This is a genomic window from Acidovorax sp. 94 (genome assembly GCF_003634645.1).
In the GTDB taxonomy this organism is placed as follows: domain Bacteria; phylum Pseudomonadota; class Gammaproteobacteria; order Burkholderiales; family Burkholderiaceae_C; genus Acidovorax; species Acidovorax facilis.
On record NZ_RBJA01000001.1, the window covers coordinates 2,875,265 to 2,890,493 of the forward strand.

The following is a 15,229-nucleotide window of genomic DNA, read 5'->3' on the forward strand; positions in this document are numbered from 1 at the left end:
CCTGAGCAGGCTTTTCGAGCCTCCCAGAGGTTAGTCGAGCATGTCGAAGCCCTGGGCCTCCACCGACACGAAGGCCCGTGTGAACTGGGCCAGTGCTGCATAAAAGCGCGCCTGCGGTTGGGCAGCCAGGGCATCACACAACTGCAAAACCCAGGGCTGCACATGCGTTGCGAAAAAGTCGCGCTGTGCCGTCAGGTTGCAGACAGCTACGTCATCCCCCGCGATCAGGTAGCGCATCACCTCGCACAGGTACGCGATGTGGTCTTCGGTTTCGGACATGGAATCGTCGCGTGCCAGCCCCAGCCGATCCAGGTCGGTGCGCAAACGGGCCAATGGTTTTTCATTCAGAAAACCGCTCAGGTAATGCGAACCATACAAAAACACCTCGGGCTTGCCCACACCGCCAAAGAGACGGTCGAACTCCTGCGCGATGGCGGCATCGCTCAGTTCGCGGGCCGCGCCCACCAGCACCTGCCAAGGCTCTTGCAAAAAGGCGCCGTCGGCGGGTGCCTCGGTCACGGCTACCCGCAAGGCAGACAACAACTCGGCGCTTGGCGCGGCGTAGTACAGCTGCGACAGCAGACCATAGAGTTCGGCGCGTGCCGTTTCTTCATCCAGCGCAGAACTGCCGCCAGGGGGGGTCAAAGAAGCAGGTTGGGCGCTCACAGGTCCGTCACTTTCGTTTCGCTTTGGGAGGAATACAGATCAATCACGCGGCAGTCGCTGCACATCTTCAGGCGCTCCAGCGCGTCGCCCTGGAACATCGCGTGGCCCGACAGTTTGCCCAGCATGGCCTCGATGGCCTTGACGGTGCCAAAGGGCTTGCTGCAGCGCACACAGGCCCAAGGTTTGGCCTCGTTGAGCACGCGCAGTTGCGCACGCTCCGGCGTCAGCAGCAGGCGCGGCTGCAGGGTGATGGCGTCTTCGGGGCAGGTGGTGGCACACAGGCCACACTGCACGCAGTTCTTTTCGATAAAGCGCAGCTGCGGCAGCTGCGGGTTGTCCTGCAGCGCACTGGCGGGGCAGGCGCTCACGCAGCTCAGGCACAGGGTGCAGCGGTCCTTGTTGACTTCAATCGTGCCCAGGGGCGAACCCACTGCGGGCAAAGCGATGGCTGCGGGCCGCTCGGCCACGGCCATCGGGGCCTGCTCGATGAGGTGGTCCAGCGCCATCTCCAGCGTGCTGCGCTTTTCCTGCGCCACGGCAAAGCGCGCGGCCACGGCCGGGGTCTTCTGGCGAGTCTGGCCCAGGGCCTGCAAGGCGGCGTCCAGCTCGGTGGGATGGGTGGCGCGCAGCAGCTGCACATGGGTGCCCGTGTAGCCCAGGCCCCGCAAGATGGCTTGCGCCACATCCATCTGCGCCTGCAGGCCGTCGAGGTACTGCGGTGCTTCCTCCTGTGTCGTCAGCAACACTACCTGCGAGGCGCCGTAGGCAATGGCGCTGAGCCACAGGTCCACCCCGGTGCTGGCGGTGTGCCACAGCGCCACCGGGATCACGTTGGCAGGCACGCCCTGCGCCAGTTTCAACTGGGCGGCACGACCCAGCTCTTCCACCAGCGCCTGGCCGCGCTCCTGGCCGTGCAGCAGCACCACGGCGTCCTTGCCGCCCGCGGCGGTGTAAGTGGACAGCAAGGTCTTGAGCTTGGTGCACTGTTCTGTCGCACTGGGGTAGGCATAGGTCAGCGCGCCCGTGGGGCACACGGTGGTGCAGGCGCCACAGCCGACACACAGGTTGGGGTTCACCTTGATTTGCTGACGGCTTTTGTCGCTGGCAATGGCTTCGGCCGAGCAGATGTCCACGCAGGCATTGCAGCCCACGGTTTCGTTGCGGCTGTGGGCGCAAAGCTTTTGTTTGTAGACAAAAAACTTGGGCTTTTCGAACTCGCCCACCAGCTCGCGCAGCTTCAGCAGCGTGGCCATATTGCCCCCATCACTACGCCCGTCCCAGCGCAGGTAACCCTGCGGCAGCGCGTGCTGCAAGAAGGTGGGCGTGGCGGTGGGCGAACGCAGGTCGAGCACCAGGTCAAAACGCTCGGTCTGCGCCGTGGCGTCACGGGTAAAGTCGATGGCACCCGCCACCTGGCACACCTTCACACAGTCGCGGTGCGAGCTGCAGGCCGCCAGGTCGATCTGGTAGTCGAGGCCGATGGCGTTCTCGGGGCAGGCCGCCACACAGGCGTTGCAGCGTGTACACAGGTCCAGGTCAATGGGGTTGTCGGCCTTCCACTGCAGCTCAAACGCACCCAGCCAGCCGGTAAGGCCCGTAATGCGCCCACCCAGCACGGGAAAACGCCGCGCCTGCGCACCACCCGCATTGCCGGGGCCTTGGGTGAACAGGGTCACATCCAGCACATCCGACACCAGGGCGGCAGCCTGTTCGGCCTGGTCGAGGGGGCCGATGATGAGCAAGCGGCCCGTGCTCTTGTAAGTGACCGTGGGCACGGGCGGTGGATCAGGCAGGCGGGCGGCGGCCAGCAGCGCGGCGATCTTGGGGCTGGCCTTGGCGGCATCGCGGCTCCAGCCACCGGTTTCGCGGATGTTCACAAACCGGATGGGCGACACTGCGCCTTCGGTCTGCTGGCCCAGATCGCCAAACAAGCGCTGCTCCTGGGTGCAAGCCACCACCACATCGTCACCCGACTGGATGGCCTTTTGAAAGGCCCCCGCCTCGCGGCGGCACAGGGTGGAGTGGAGTGTCAGGTCTTCATGCAGCGCCGCGCCCAACGCCTTCGCGTTGAGGGGCATCGTCTGGTTGCAGTCGCAGATGAGCGTCGTGGTCATGTTCTGTGTGGCTGGCTGGCAGGGCCACCGCATCCTTATGGGGGCGGGTGGCCATCTCAAGCTCGCTGGAGGGGGCGCTAGGAATAGCGTTGCATACCCCGGACTGTGCCACGTCTGCTGGGGCGTGCCCCTCCGCATCATCCCGAGGCTGAGCAAGGGCAGGGGCTATTGCCTCTGCGTCTGCACTGGCTTCTACGGCGGCGCCATTGACTGGAACATCAGGCGCTGCATCAGCCTTCTTTTCATGATCAAAAAAGCCCATCGCATGGGCGCTGGCCATTTTGCGCAGCATGCCTTCGGGCAGCGGGTCGGGCTGGGTGTAGTCGCCGATGTAGATATCGAGGCCATCCATCACATTGAAGTGCGGGTCGGCAAAGAGCTTCTTCATGGCCAGGTTGCGCACCTCGGGCGATACATCGCGGGCCACAAAGGCCTTGAAATCGGACGCGGGCGTAAGCGCCTGGGCATCGGCCAGCGTGGGTGGCGGGGGGGCTTCTGCAGCAGGGGCAGCGCCTTCTGCGGCGGTGAGGGTGGCGCCGGCTGCCACGGAGGACAGGTTAGGCGGTGACGACGAAGACGCGGCCGGAGGCAACGACGGAGCGGGTGGTGGAGGTTCCTCCACCGGCTTGCCTTCGCGCACCTCCTGCTTGCGGCGCGACCAGCGGCCCAGGAACCCGTCAGCCATGACCGCCACCTCCACCACGCGTTTTTTCAGTGGACACAGATGCTGGGTTTCCAAACCGGTCTTGCAGCGTGCGGAAACTGTCCGGCCGCTTGCGGCGTTTGGGTTCGGGCTGGTAGTGCTCGGCCACAAAAGCGCGCAGCGCTTCCACCACTTCGGGTGCGGCTGGCACCTGTTCCACGGTTTCCTGCGCGTCCAGCCAGCGGCCAGCGTCGTGGTAGCTCAGGCTCACAGCCACGGGGCGGGCCAGCGGGATCTCGCCAGTGCCGGGGTCGTCATCGCGGCGCCACATCACAAACCAGCACGGGGCGGGCGAAGTGAGGTTGAGGTGGTAGCCCTCGGCGTCGTCGCGGAACAGCTCTGCCCGAAACCCCGGGAACAACCAGCGCTGCTCGCGCTCGTCCCGGAGGATCTGGCGCGGCTCGGAGCCAAAGGCGGGCTCGTTGATCACCACCTCGGCCAGCGACCACCGCCAGGGCTGCCAGCGGTTGTCGATGTGCTCGCACCGCATGATCACGGCAACGTCGGTGTAGGGGCGCTCAGTCATGGGCGCAGACTTTACCCCGGCGCAAGGCCACCAGCAGCTTTGTCCGTAAAGCCCCTCTGCGCACGGTCAGCTTGCAGCCCCCTCCAGCACCTCCACCGCCACCGCGCAGTACTTGAACTCCGGGATCTTTCCAAACGGGTCCAGCGCCGCGTTGGTGAGCAGGTTGGCTGCCGCCTCCACGTACGCAAAAGGCATGAACACCGTGCCGCGCGGCGTGCCGTCGTCGCGCCGCACGCGCACCTGCACCATGCCGCGCCGCGAGCGGATGCCCACCAGCGCACCGGGCGCCACGCCAAGCCGGTCAAGTTCGTCGCCATGCAGCGATGCGGTGGCCATAGGCTCGATGGCGTCGAGCACGGTGCTGCGCCGCGTCATGCTGCCGGTGTGCCAGTGCTCCAGCTGGCGGCCCGTGATGAGCACCAGGGGGTAGTCGGCATCGGGCTTTTCTGCGGCCGGGATCACGCCGGCGGGCACCAGTTGCAGGCGACCCGTGGGGGTGGGAAATTTCTCGGTGAAGACGATGGGCTGGCCGGGGTCGCCCTCTGTGAGGCACGGGTAGGTCACGCTGGACTCGCGCTCCAGCCGGTTCCAGGTGATGCCCTCGATGCTCGCGTGCATGGCCTGCCGCATTTCGTCGTACACGGCAGCTACGCCCGACTCTTCGCCTTCGTAGTTCCAGCCAAGGCCCATCCTCTGGGCGATCTGCTGAATGATCCACAGGTCCGGCTGCGCATCGCCCGGCGGGTTCAACGCGCGGCGCCCCATCTGCACCATGCGGTCGGTGTTGCTGGCGGTGCCGGTCTTCTCGGGCCAGGCGCTGGCGGGCAGTACCACGTCGGCCAGCCAGGCGGTTTCGGTCAGAAAAATGTCTTGCACCACCAGGTGCGACAGGCTGGCCAGCGCGTGGCGCGCGTGGTTCAGGTCGGGGTCGCTCATGGCGGGGTTCTCGCCCATGATGTACATGCCGCGTACCTTGTGCGGGTCGGCGTCATCGGCCAGGGCCTTGTGCATGATTTCGACCACGGTGTAGCCGGGGGTCTCGTCCAGCGGAGTGCCCCAGAACTGTTCAAACCACGCATGCGCGCCCGCGTTGTCCACACGCTGGTAGTTGGGGAACATCATGGGGATCAGGCCCGCGTCACTCGCGCCCTGCACATTGTTCTGGCCGCGCAGCGGGTGCAGGCCGGAGCCGGGCTTGCCGATCTGGCCCGTGACGGCGCAGAGCGCGATGAGGCAGCGCGCGTTGTCGGTGCCGTGCACGTGCTGGCTCACGCCCATGCCCCAGAGGATCATGGAGGACTTGGCGGTGGCAAATGCCCGCGCCACCTCGCGCAGCGTCTCGGCCGGGATGCCGCACACCGGAGCCATGGCCTCGGGGCTGCAGCCCATCACGTTGGCCTTGAGGGCCTCGAAGTTGTTGGCGCGGTTGCGGATGAAAGCTTCATCCACCAAGCCCTCATCAATCACCGTGTGGATCAGCGCGTTGAGCATGGCCACGTCGGTGTCGGCCTTGAACTGCAGGGTGCGCCAGGCGTGGCGGCCGATGTCGGTGACGCGCGGGTCGGCCAGCACGATCCTGGCGCCGCGCTGTGCGGCGTTTTTCATCCACGTGGCGGCCACGGGGTGGTTGGCCGTGGGGTTGGAGCCGATCACAAAGATCAGCTCGGCATGCTCCACGTCATTCACCGGGTTGCTCACCGCACCCGAGCCCACACCTTCGAGCAGCGCTGCCACACTGGACGCGTGGCACAGCCGGGTGCAATGGTCCACGTTGTTGCTGCCAAAGCCGGTGCGCACCAGCTTCTGGAACAAATACGCTTCTTCATTGCTGCCCTTGGCGGAGCCAAAGCCCGCCAGCGCCTTGGGGCCGTGGGTGTCGCGCAGGGCTTTGAGCGCGCCGGCAGCCAGGCCCAGCGCCTCGTCCCAGGTCGCTTCGCGGAAGGTGTCGCGCCAGTCAGCGCCGTAGGGCCGCACCTCCTTGGGTACGCCGGGCTTGCGGATCAGCGGCACCGTGAGGCGGTCGGGGTGGTGGGCGTAGTCGAAACCGAAGCGCCCTTTCACGCACAGGCGGCCGTGGTTGGCCGGGCCGTCGCGGCCCTCGACGCTGATGATCTTTTCATCGCGCACGTTGTAGGTGATGAGGCAGCCCACGCCGCAGAAGGGGCAGACCGAATCGACCTTGCGGTCCACCTTTTGCGAGCCGACGTGGGTCTTGGGGCTGAGCGCGCCCGTGGGGCAGGCCTGCACACATTCGCCGCAGGCCACGCAGGTGCTCTCGGCCATGGGGTCGTCGAGGTCGAAGACGATCTTGCTGTCGGCCCCGCGCAGCGCGTAGCCGATCACGTCGTTGACCTGCTCTTCGCGGCAGGCGCGCACGCAGCGGTTGCACTGGATGCAGGCATCCAGATTCACGGCCATGGCCGGGTGGCTCAGGTCGGGCGCGGGCTGCTCGCGGCGCAGGGCCTGGAGCGCGGGGCGCACGGCCACGCCCAAGCGGTCCGCCCAGGCGCTCAGCTCGCCGTGCTGGCCTATCGTTTCTGGATTCTTTGAGTCAAATTGTCCGCTAGCGCTTGATGGATAAGCGCCACCAGCTATCAATTCAGGAGTATTGGCCTTTTGATCGTTCCACCGGTATCCCACGTCCGGCATGTCGGACAGCAGCATCTCCACCACCATCTGCTGGCTCTTGCGCGCGCGGGGGCTGGCGGCCTGCACCTTCATGCCCTCGGTCGGCGCACGGCAGCAGCTGGGGGCCAGCGTGCGCTCGCCCGCGATCTCCACCACACAGGCGCGGCAGTTGCCGTCGGGGCGCAGGCCGTCGCTGTAGCACAGGTGCGGAATCTCCACGCCGTGGCGCTGCGCGGCTTTCAAGATGGTTTCGCCAGGGCGGGCGGTGATGGGCTGGCCGTCCAGCTCGAAGGCCACGGCGGGCTGCGCCGCAGCAGTAGATGTCAACACGGCGCTCATGGCTTCAACCCTCCGGGCAATTGCTCGGTGAGCGGGCTGTTGCGCGGCTTGGGCAAATCGCCCGGCCAGGGGCCCTCGCCCACCTCATGCGGAAAGTATTTGTGAATGCAACGGATGGGGTTGGGCGCCGCCTGGCCCAGGCCGCAGATGGACGCATCGGCCATCACCTGCGCCAGATCGTCCAGCAGGTCGGCGTCCCACAGCGGCGCCTCCATCAGCGCAGCCGCCTTGGCCGTTCCCACGCGGCAGGGCGTGCACTGGCCGCAGCTTTCGTGTTCAAAAAACCGCATCACGTTCAGCACCGCATCGCGCGCGCGGTCGTGCTGGCTGAGCACGATGACGGCGGCCGAGCCGATAAAGCAGCCGTAGGGCTGCAACGTGTCGAAGTCCAGGGGAATCTGGTTCAGGCTGGCAGGCAGGATGCCGCCCGAGGCGCCGCCTGGCAGGTACGCATAGAGCTGGTGGCCGTCCAGCATGCCGCCGCAGTATTCGTCGATGAGTTCCTGCACCGTGATGCCCGCTGGAGCAAGCTTGACGCCCGGGTGCTTCACCCGCCCGCTTACGCTGAAAGACCGCAGCCCCTTACGCCCGTGGCGACCAAAGCTGGCAAACCACTGCGGGCCACGTTCCACGATGTCGCGCACCCAGTACAGCGTCTCGAAGTTGTGCTCCAGCGTGGGCCGGCCGAACAGGCCGACCTGCGCGATGTAGGGCGGGCGCATGCGGGGTTCGCCGCGTTTGCCTTCTATGCTCTCGATCATGGCCGACTCTTCGCCGCAGATGTAGGCACCCGCGCCGCGCCGCAGCTCGATGTGGGGCAGCGGGCATGGCGGCTCGGCACGCAGGTCGTCCAGGGCGCGCTGCAGCAGCGCGCGGCAGCCGTGGTATTCGTCGCGCAGGTAGATGTAGACAGCCTCGGTGCCCACCACCTGGGCGGCGATGAGCACACCTTCCAGAAAGCGATGCGGGTCGCGTTCGAGATAGGTGCGGTCCTTGAAGGTGCCGGGCTCGCCTTCATCAATGTTGACGGCCATCAGGCGCGGCGCGGGCTGGTCCCGAACAATGTGCCACTTGCGCCCCGCCGGGAAGCCCGCGCCGCCCAGGCCGCGCAAACCCGAGTCCTCCATGGCAGCGAGCACGGCCTCGGCGTCCATCTCTCCGTTGACCAGCGCGGCGGCGGTCTGGTAGCCGCCGTGGGCACGGTAGGTGACGAGGTCGGTGTGCGCGGGGCTGATCCCGTCCGGCTGCGTTGGCACGCTCTTCTCGGACAGCTCAGAAATATCAAAATTGATAGCTACTAGCGATTGTGGATGAAGCGCTAGAGCCCGATTTGGCCTGGATTTCACCACCTTCAGCATGGTATCCACCGTGGCGTGTGGCACGGGGCACTGGTGCACCACCGCCACGGGCGCTTGTTCGCAGCGGCCCACGCAGGGCACGGCCTGCACCTGCACATCGCCCTGCCCGGCGGCGCGCAGGCGCTCGGGCAGCGCGGCCAGCAGCTCGCGCGCACCCGCCAGGCTGCAGCTCAGGCTGTCGCACACCCGCAGCACCAGGCGCGGGGCCAGGGCATCCTCGCCGCGCACGATCTCGAAGTGGTGGTAAAAGCTCGCCACCTCGTACACCTCGGCCATGGGCAGGTTTATCTGCTTGGCGAGAGCAACCAGGTGCCGGTCGTGCAGCACGCCAAAGTGGTCGTTCAGGCGGTGCAGGTATTCGATGAGCAGGTCGCGCCGAAAACCGGTGGCCGGGCGCGGGCCCAGCAACTGCGCCACTTCGGCCATGGCGGCATCTTCAGGCTGGCGGCCTTTGAGGCGGCTTTTGCGGCGGATACGCTCGCGCATGTCGTTGACCGACACGGCGGCCACGACGGTTGCGGTGGGGGCTTCGGGGGCGAGGTGCATGGAGCGAAATCGTGGGATGTCTTGTTGTGGTGCTTATGAAGCCGCCTGCATAAGGCGGCTGGGCGGTCGCAGTGTCGGCGAGGCACCCCAGTGCGTCAAATTGCGGATGCACATGGGTCGATCACAAAAACAAATGAGCTGCGCACCGTGGCATTGCGCTGTACAGCGTGGGGCCAACTCATCCGCCACCTGCACTGCCTGCTCTGCCCGTTGGCAGGTTCTCCAGCAACCGGCTCGCCAGCAGCGCCGCCAGGTCTTGCGCCGAAGGCATGGGCACGGGCGCGGTGGACAGGGCGCCATCGATCGCCAGGCTGGCCAGCCCGTGGGCCAGGCTCCACCCCGCCAGTGCCAGCTCGTCCGCCCCCTCGGCCACATGGGCATGGGCGGCTTTGCGCAGCACCTCAAAAGACCCGTCCGCCGCCGCTTGCAACGCCGGGTGGTCGGCCTTGTGTTGCAGCAGCGGGCTGAACATCAGCCGGAACGCGGCGGGACGCGCGAGCGCAAAGGCCACGTAGGCGGTGCAGTGCCCCACCAGTCTGGCGGCGGTGTCCACACCGGGGTGTGCGGCCTCCATGTCGGCCGCCAGGTCGTGAAAACCGCGCGTGGCCACGGCAGCCAGCAACGCATCCAGATTGGCGAAGTGGTGGTATGGGGCCGCATGCGACACCCCCGCCGCTTTGGCCACCGCGCGGAGGCTGAGCGTGGCCCCGGACGCCAGCAAGCCCTCGGCGGCAGACACCAGTGCGGTGCGCAAGTCGCCATGGTGGTAAGTGGCGCGCGGAATTTCAGCTGAGTTCATGGCGGCAATCTTGACACAGTCAAGATACACCCCAACAATACCCCATCCTGACACCGTAAAGATAGCCCATGACCCGACGCCTGCTCCAAGCCACTACCGCCGTGATGGCGCTGATCCCAGTTGCCACTGGCGTGCTGACGATGATGGGCATCTACGACCCGATCTACCGCCCCAGCGGCCTTCCGAGCGATGCGCTGCTCGATGGCAACCTGCGGTTTTTTGGCGGCGTGTGGCTGGCGCTGGGCCTGGCAATGGGGTCGCTGGTGCCGCGCATCGAGCGCGAGGGCCGGTTGTTTGCGGTGTTGTGGGGCGCGGTGTTTCTGGGCGGCGTGGGCCGGGCGCTGTCGATGGCCTTTTTGGGCCTGCCGCCCGCGCCATTTATCGGGTTCACGGTGCTGGAGCTGGTGGGTGCGCCGGCCTTCATCGCGTGGCAGCGGCGCGTGGCTACCAGCACTGGGGCGGCCCGGCCCATTTCCCGTGGGTAGGGCCTGAGAAACCTGCGCCTACAGCGGCTCCGCCGCCAGCAATCCGCTGTGCGCTGCGGCGTGCTGCAACCACTCACGATCTTGCGACAGCGCCAGTGCCGCATCCAGCGCCCGGGTGGGCTGCACCTGCCGGTGCGACATGAATCCAATGGGGGTGGTGAGCACCGGGCTGGTCAACGGCAGGGCCTCCAGTCCATCATGGCCGCGCACGGCGTCCACCAGCGCTCCGGGCAGGACGCTGCACACATGGCCCGCCACCACGCTGAGCGCCAGGGTCAGTACCGAATCGGTTTCCATGGCGGGCATGACCGTGGCGCCTGTAGCGCGGAAGGCACCATCCACCAAGCTACGGTTGTGCATCTCGGGGGTGAGCAAGCACAGTGGCAGGCGTGCGGCGTCGGCCCAATGCATGGGGTCGCCGATCTGCAAGCCGCGCACGTTGGCGGCAGGGGCTCGGCGCAGCAGAAAGTAGTGCTCCACATACTGCGGCCAAGCACGCAATGGCCCGCCGCGTGCAGGCATGCGCTCGGTGTAGCCCAGCGCCAGGTCCAGCGCAATGGACTCCAGCCCCGCCTCCAGCGCCTGCGAGCTCATCGACAGCGCCACCGGCACAATGCCCGGGTGCCGCGCCTGCAGCTGCGCCGCAAACCGCGCCAGGATGGGCATGGCGGTGGGCACCGCGCCCAGGCGCAGCGTGCCGCGCGGGTGGGCGGCGTCGCTGGAGAGGTCCTGCTGCAGCACCTGGTGTTCGTGCAGCATGCGCTGCGCCGTGGCCAGCACGCGTTCGCCCTCGGGGGTGAAGCCTTCAAAGCTGCGGCCCCGGCGCACCACCACCACGCCAAACTCCTTTTCCAGCGCGCGCAGCGCGTTGGACAGCGCGGGCTGCGTGATGTGGCAGGCCTGCGCCGCCCGGCCAAAGTGCCGGTGCTCGTGCAGCGCCACCAGGTAGCGCAGGGACGCGAGCAGGTTCATGGCACGGTGGGGCGACTCAGGAAGATCAGGTGTTCTTGCTGATCGAAATCGTCGGGAACTTGCTCGAAAAATCCTTGGCCTGCTGCGCGATCTTCACCGCCACGTCGCGCGCCACCTTTTTGTAGATCTTGGCCACGTCCCCGTCGGGGTCGGCCACCACGGTGGGCTTGCCGCTGTCGGCCTGCAGGCGGATGCTCATATCGAGCGGCAGTGCGCCCAGGTAGTCCATGTTGTATTCGGCTGCCATCTTCTTGCCGCCATCGGCGCCAAAGATGTGCTCCACGTGACCGCAGTTGCTGCACACGTGCGCGGCCATGTTCTCGACGATGCCCAGAATGGGCACGCCCACCTTCTCAAACATCTTGATGCCCTTCTTGGCGTCCAGCAGGGCGATGTCCTGCGGGGTGGTCACGATCACCGCGCCGGTCATGGGCACGCGCTGGCTCAAGGTGAGCTGGATGTCGCCGGTGCCGGGGGGCATGTCGATGATGAGGTAGTCGAGGTCTTTCCAGTTGGTCTGGCGCAGCAGTTGCTCCAGCGCCTGCGTGGCCATGGGGCCGCGCCAGATCATGGCTTCGTCCTGGTCCACCAGGAAACCGATGGACATCACCTGCACGCCGTAGTTCTCCAGCGGCTCCATGGTCTTGCCGTCGTCGCTTTCAGGGCGGCGGTTGATACCCAGCATCATGGGCTGGCTGGGGCCGTAGATGTCGGCGTCGAGCACGCCCACGCTGGCGCCCTCGGCGGCCAGGGCCAGGGCCAGGTTGGCGGCGGTGGTGCTCTTGCCCACGCCGCCCTTGCCCGAGGCCACGGCGATGATGTTCTTGACCTGGGGCAAGAGCTGCACGCCGCGCTGCACGGCATGCGCAATCACCTTGGTGGTGATGTTGACCGACACGTTCTCGACTCCCCCCAAGCCCTTGGCAGCGGCCACCAGATTGCGGCGCAGTTCGGGCACCAAGCTCTTGGCGGGGTAGCCCAACTCCACATCGAAGGCCACGTCGCCGCCGCTGATCTGCACATTGCGCAGGGCGCGGGTGCTGACGAAATCCTTGCCCGTGTGGGGGTCCAGCACGCTGGAAAGTGCGGCCAAAAGGCCCTGTTCGGTGACTGCCATTCAATTAACTCCTGTGGGGCCGGTAGTCTATCCAAGCGCTGTTCCCCCGGCGCGTGAAGGACAATGCGCACGCTTTGCCCCTGGCTCCACAGCAGCCGACACCCTGAGAAACCGAACGAAAAGGACCCCTGTGAAATTCAAGATGGCCGAGAAATCCCTGTTTGCCATGCTGCTGCGCTCGCCCTGGTGGATCAGCTTTGTGGTGGTCGGCCTCATCGTTCTGGCGGCAGGTGCGCTGCTGCCCAAGGAATATTTCGTGGTGGGTGCGCTGGCCGGTTTCCCCATCTTCGTGGTGGGCTGCATCGCCGCGTGGAAGCAGCTGCGCGCCCCCAACCCCGCCCGGGTTGCCGAGATGCTGGAGGCCGTGGCCAGCATGCCCTGGCGCAGCTTTGCCGACACCCTGGCATCGGCCTGGGCACGGGCGGGCTACTCCGTAGAGCGGATCCACGGCAACAACGCAGGCGCTGACATGCGACTGACCCAGGGTGGCAATACCACGCTGGTCAGCGCCAAACGCTGGAAAGCCGCCACCCACGGCGTAGAGCCCCTGCGCGAGCTGCACGCGGCCATGCTGGCCAGCGAGACCCCCGCAGGCGTCTATGTGGCTGCCCTGGGGCAGGTCAGCGACAACGCCCACGCGTTTGCCCGGGAGCACGGCATTGTGGTGCTGCAGGGTGACGCGGTGGCACAGCTGCTGCTGCGCCAACCGTAGACAGCGATGTGCCAGGGCCTCCGGCCCGCAGAATCACAGCTGTAACGCTGCAGAAAAACGGCGATCCGCCCCGTCCCGGGCCAAAGTTTCAACCTTCTAGTTCTGCGCACAGGGCAGCAAAGGAAGCGGCAGGGTTCAAAGCGCGCGATATCGGCCGCCCCACCACGACGTGCGTTGCACCCGCCTTGATGGCCTCGCTGGCGGTGGTGAAACGGGCGTGGTCGCCTTTTGCAAACTCCAGCGGCTGTATACCAGGCGTGACGATCAGCGCGCCCTGCGGCAGCGCGTTGCGCAGAAGCCTGGCTTCTAGCGGCGACGCGACCACACCGTGGCAGCCTGCTGCGTGTGCAAGGCGCGCAAGACGCAGCACCTGTTCTGGCACTGTCGATGCCACGCCCACTTCGCGCAGCGCCTCGTCGTCCATGCTGGTGATCACAGTGAGTGCCAGCACTTTGAGCTCAGGGAAGTGTGCTGCCGACGCCACTGCAGCCTCCAGCACAGAAGATCCTGCCGACGCATGAACCGTCACCATAGAAGCCCCCAGTTGCCCCGCCGCCGCAACTGCGTCAGCCACCGAGCTCGGGATTTCAAACAGTTTCAGGTCCAAAAAGACCTGCTTGCCAGCATCCAACAGATCGCGGACGAAGGACGGTCCAGCCGCCGTGAGCAATTGCAAACCCACCTTGTAGACAGAAGCAGCAGAGCCCAGCTGCCCGACCAGATCTGCCGCAGGCGCAGCAGCAGGGAAATCAAGCGAAACGATGATGCTCGGATTCAAGCCATCTCCCCAAAAAAGTGCGTTGGAGCATGCCACAGGCCGGGGAACAGCACGAACCCACCTCTGGCGCAAACAATTGACTTCCCCCGGCAAGCTTGAACGCCCCAGCAAAAAGCGAAGTGTCGCCTCAACCATGCGGGTTTTCCCACATGAAGGGCTCCCAGCCACCCACCGACACTTGGGACACCACCCCACACACATTCATGCCGCCCTTGGTAACTTCTGATATCCCCGCCGAAGCGAGACCCGCCACCGGCCTGCTACTCACCGGCGGCGGTGCCCGCGCCGCCTACCAGGTGGGCGTGCTCGAAGCCATTGCCGACCTGCGCCAGGCCTGTGGCGAGGGGAGCGGACCCAACCCCTTCCCCATCATCACCGGCACCTCGGCCGGGGCCATCAACGCAGCAGCCCTGGCCTGCGGGGCCGACCACTTTGACCGCGCCGTGCGCCGCATTGCACGCGTGTGGCGCCAGTTCCACGCCAGCCAGGTGTATGGCGCCGACTCGCTCAGCGTGATGCGCAGCGGCGCGCGCTGGCTCACGCTGGTGTCGCTGGGCTGGGCGCTGGCACGCTGGCGGCGCATGCGGCCCCGCTCGCTGCTGGACAACACACCGCTTGAAAAACTGCTGGTCAAGATGGTGCCGCTGGTGCGCCTGCCCCGGCTGATCCGCCAGGGCCACCTCACCGCGCTGGCAGTGACGGCGTCGAGCTACAGCTCAGGCGAACATGTCACCTTTTTTGAGGCCGCCACACCCGTCAAGCCCTGGGTGCGCTCGCAGCGCAAGGCCGCCAGCGACCGCATCACGCACGAGCACCTGCTGGCGTCCTCGGCCATTCCGTTCATCTTTCCGGCCAAGGGCATCGAGGTGGATGACCACATCGAATATTTCGGCGACGGCTCCATGCGCCAGTCGGCGCCCATTGCTCCGGCCATTCACCTGGGGGCCGAGCGCATTCTGGTGATCGGCGCAGGCCGCATGCACGAACCCAAGGGTGATGCCGCTGCCAACCCCACGGCCACCTACCCCACGCTGGCGCAGATTGCGGGGCATGCGCTGTCCAACATCTTTCTGGATGCGCTGGCCGTGGATGTGGAGCGCGTGCAGCGCATCAACCAGACCCTGTCGCTCATCCCCGAAGAAAAGCGCCTGCACAGCGCGCTGCGCCCCATCGAGCTGCTGGTGATTGCCCCCTCGCAGCGCCTGGATGCCGTGGCCGCGCGCCATGTGGGCGACCTGCCCACGCCCGTGCGCACCATGCTGGGCGCCCTGGGCGTCACGTCCAACATGGCCGATGTACGCGGCGCCGCGCTGGCCAGTTACTTGCTGTTCGAGTCCGGCTACACGCAAGAGCTGATGGCCCTGGGCCGGGCCGACACCCTGGCCATGCGGGCCGAGGTGTGCAGGTTCTTTGGGTGGACAGACACCGGTGCCGAGGTGAAGACCCGGCACCATGGGGAAGCTGCCTGAAGGACTTTGAACTTGGG

At 66.5% G+C, this 15,229-nt stretch carries 13 protein-coding genes; 3 read left to right on the forward strand and 10 right to left on the reverse strand.

Annotated features, from left to right (window positions below; all coding sequences use genetic code 11):
• Nucleotides 1-30: 30 nt before the first annotated feature.
• The 7 genes from C8C94_RS13230 to C8C94_RS13260 form a co-directional block, all read right to left on the reverse strand.
• On the reverse strand, nucleotides 31-666 hold the full coding sequence (locus C8C94_RS13230; RefSeq protein ID WP_121421029.1) for a molecular chaperone: 636 nt from the start codon (nucleotides 664-666) through the stop codon (nucleotides 31-33).
• Entirely contained in the window at nucleotides 663-2,744 is a 2,082-nt protein-coding gene (locus tag C8C94_RS13235; protein ID WP_121421030.1) for a 4Fe-4S binding protein, read from the reverse strand. Before C8C94_RS13235 ends, C8C94_RS13230 begins: the two co-directional genes overlap by 4 nt.
• Nucleotides 2,704-3,465, reverse strand: coding sequence for a DUF3306 domain-containing protein (locus tag C8C94_RS13240; protein ID WP_121422844.1), 762 nt, complete (start codon nucleotides 3,463-3,465; stop codon nucleotides 2,704-2,706). The genes C8C94_RS13235 and C8C94_RS13240 overlap by 41 nt, the downstream gene beginning before the upstream one ends.
• Entirely contained in the window at nucleotides 3,458-4,009 is a 552-nt protein-coding gene (locus C8C94_RS13245) for a DUF3305 domain-containing protein (protein WP_121421031.1), read from the reverse strand. Before C8C94_RS13245 ends, C8C94_RS13240 begins: the two co-directional genes overlap by 8 nt.
• 66 nt (nucleotides 4,010-4,075) lie before the next feature.
• The gene (gene fdhF / locus C8C94_RS13250; protein ID WP_121421032.1) at nucleotides 4,076-6,976 is read right to left on the reverse strand and encodes a formate dehydrogenase subunit alpha; all 2,901 of its coding nucleotides are present in this window, start codon (nucleotides 6,974-6,976) and stop codon (nucleotides 4,076-4,078) included.
• Nucleotides 6,973-8,880 (reverse strand): NAD(P)H-dependent oxidoreductase subunit E, encoded by a 1,908-nt coding sequence (locus tag C8C94_RS13255; protein WP_121421033.1) that lies wholly within the window; start codon nucleotides 8,878-8,880, stop codon nucleotides 6,973-6,975. Before C8C94_RS13255 ends, fdhF begins: the two co-directional genes overlap by 4 nt.
• A gap of 178 nt (nucleotides 8,881-9,058) precedes the next feature.
• Nucleotides 9,059-9,679, reverse strand: a complete 621-nt coding sequence (locus tag C8C94_RS13260; RefSeq protein WP_233573462.1) for a TetR/AcrR family transcriptional regulator — start codon at nucleotides 9,677-9,679, stop codon at nucleotides 9,059-9,061.
• A 68-nt stretch (nucleotides 9,680-9,747) separates the two neighbouring features.
• On the opposite strand from C8C94_RS13260, the gene C8C94_RS13265 reads away from it, so the two are divergent.
• A complete protein-coding gene (locus C8C94_RS13265) occupies nucleotides 9,748-10,164 on the forward strand; it encodes a DUF4345 domain-containing protein (protein WP_121421035.1) in 417 nt (138 codons plus the stop codon).
• Between the two features lie 18 nt (nucleotides 10,165-10,182).
• Here C8C94_RS13265 and C8C94_RS13270 read toward each other — a convergent pair whose 3' ends face one another.
• A complete protein-coding gene (locus tag C8C94_RS13270; RefSeq protein WP_121421036.1) occupies nucleotides 10,183-11,136 on the reverse strand; it encodes a LysR family transcriptional regulator in 954 nt (317 codons plus the stop codon).
• Nucleotides 11,137-11,161: 25 nt separating this feature from the next.
• On the reverse strand, nucleotides 11,162-12,253 hold the full coding sequence (gene apbC / locus C8C94_RS13275) for an iron-sulfur cluster carrier protein ApbC (protein WP_121421037.1): 1,092 nt from the start codon (nucleotides 12,251-12,253) through the stop codon (nucleotides 11,162-11,164).
• 142 nt (nucleotides 12,254-12,395) lie between these two features.
• On the opposite strand from apbC, the gene C8C94_RS13280 reads away from it, so the two are divergent.
• On the forward strand, nucleotides 12,396-12,965 hold the full coding sequence (locus tag C8C94_RS13280; RefSeq protein ID WP_121421038.1) for a restriction endonuclease: 570 nt from the start codon (nucleotides 12,396-12,398) through the stop codon (nucleotides 12,963-12,965).
• Between the two features lie 88 nt (nucleotides 12,966-13,053).
• On the opposite strand, the gene pyrF is transcribed toward C8C94_RS13280, so the two are convergent.
• Nucleotides 13,054-13,878 carry an orotidine-5'-phosphate decarboxylase gene (gene pyrF, locus C8C94_RS13285; RefSeq protein ID WP_121421039.1) on the reverse strand — a complete coding sequence of 275 codons (825 nt, stop codon included), beginning with the start codon at nucleotides 13,876-13,878 and terminating at the stop codon, nucleotides 13,054-13,056.
• 68 nt (nucleotides 13,879-13,946) lie between these two features.
• On the opposite strand from pyrF, the gene C8C94_RS13290 reads away from it, so the two are divergent.
• Nucleotides 13,947-15,212: a patatin-like phospholipase family protein gene (locus tag C8C94_RS13290; RefSeq protein ID WP_121422845.1), complete on the forward strand. Its 1,266-nt coding sequence runs from the start codon at nucleotides 13,947-13,949 to the stop codon at nucleotides 15,210-15,212.
• Nucleotides 15,213-15,229 lie beyond the last annotated feature (17 nt).

Coding starts and splice junctions, on each gene's coding strand:
- apbC (WP_121421037.1), bottom strand. CDS start 12,253: ATGGCAGTCACCGAACAGGGCCTTTTGGCCGCACTTTCCAGCGTGCTG.
- C8C94_RS13240 (WP_121422844.1), bottom strand. CDS start 3,465: ATGGCTGACGGGTTCCTGGGCCGCTGGTCGCGCCGCAAGCAGGAGGTG.
- C8C94_RS13255 (WP_121421033.1), bottom strand. CDS start 8,880: ATGCACCTCGCCCCCGAAGCCCCCACCGCAACCGTCGTGGCCGCCGTG.
- C8C94_RS13260 (WP_233573462.1), bottom strand. CDS start 9,679: ATGAACTCAGCTGAAATTCCGCGCGCCACTTACCACCATGGCGACTTG.
- pyrF (WP_121421039.1), bottom strand. CDS start 13,878: ATGGTTGAGGCGACACTTCGCTTTTTGCTGGGGCGTTCAAGCTTGCCG.
- C8C94_RS13265 (WP_121421035.1), top strand. CDS start 9,748: ATGACCCGACGCCTGCTCCAAGCCACTACCGCCGTGATGGCGCTGATC.
- C8C94_RS13235 (WP_121421030.1), bottom strand. CDS start 2,744: ATGCCCCTCAACGCGAAGGCGTTGGGCGCGGCGCTGCATGAAGACCTG.
- C8C94_RS13270 (WP_121421036.1), bottom strand. CDS start 11,136: ATGAACCTGCTCGCGTCCCTGCGCTACCTGGTGGCGCTGCACGAGCAC.
- C8C94_RS13280 (WP_121421038.1), top strand. CDS start 12,396: ATGGCCGAGAAATCCCTGTTTGCCATGCTGCTGCGCTCGCCCTGGTGG.
- C8C94_RS13245 (WP_121421031.1), bottom strand. CDS start 4,009: ATGACTGAGCGCCCCTACACCGACGTTGCCGTGATCATGCGGTGCGAG.
- fdhF (WP_121421032.1), bottom strand. CDS start 6,976: ATGAGCGCCGTGTTGACATCTACTGCTGCGGCGCAGCCCGCCGTGGCC.
- C8C94_RS13290 (WP_121422845.1), top strand. CDS start 13,947: ATGCCGCCCTTGGTAACTTCTGATATCCCCGCCGAAGCGAGACCCGCC.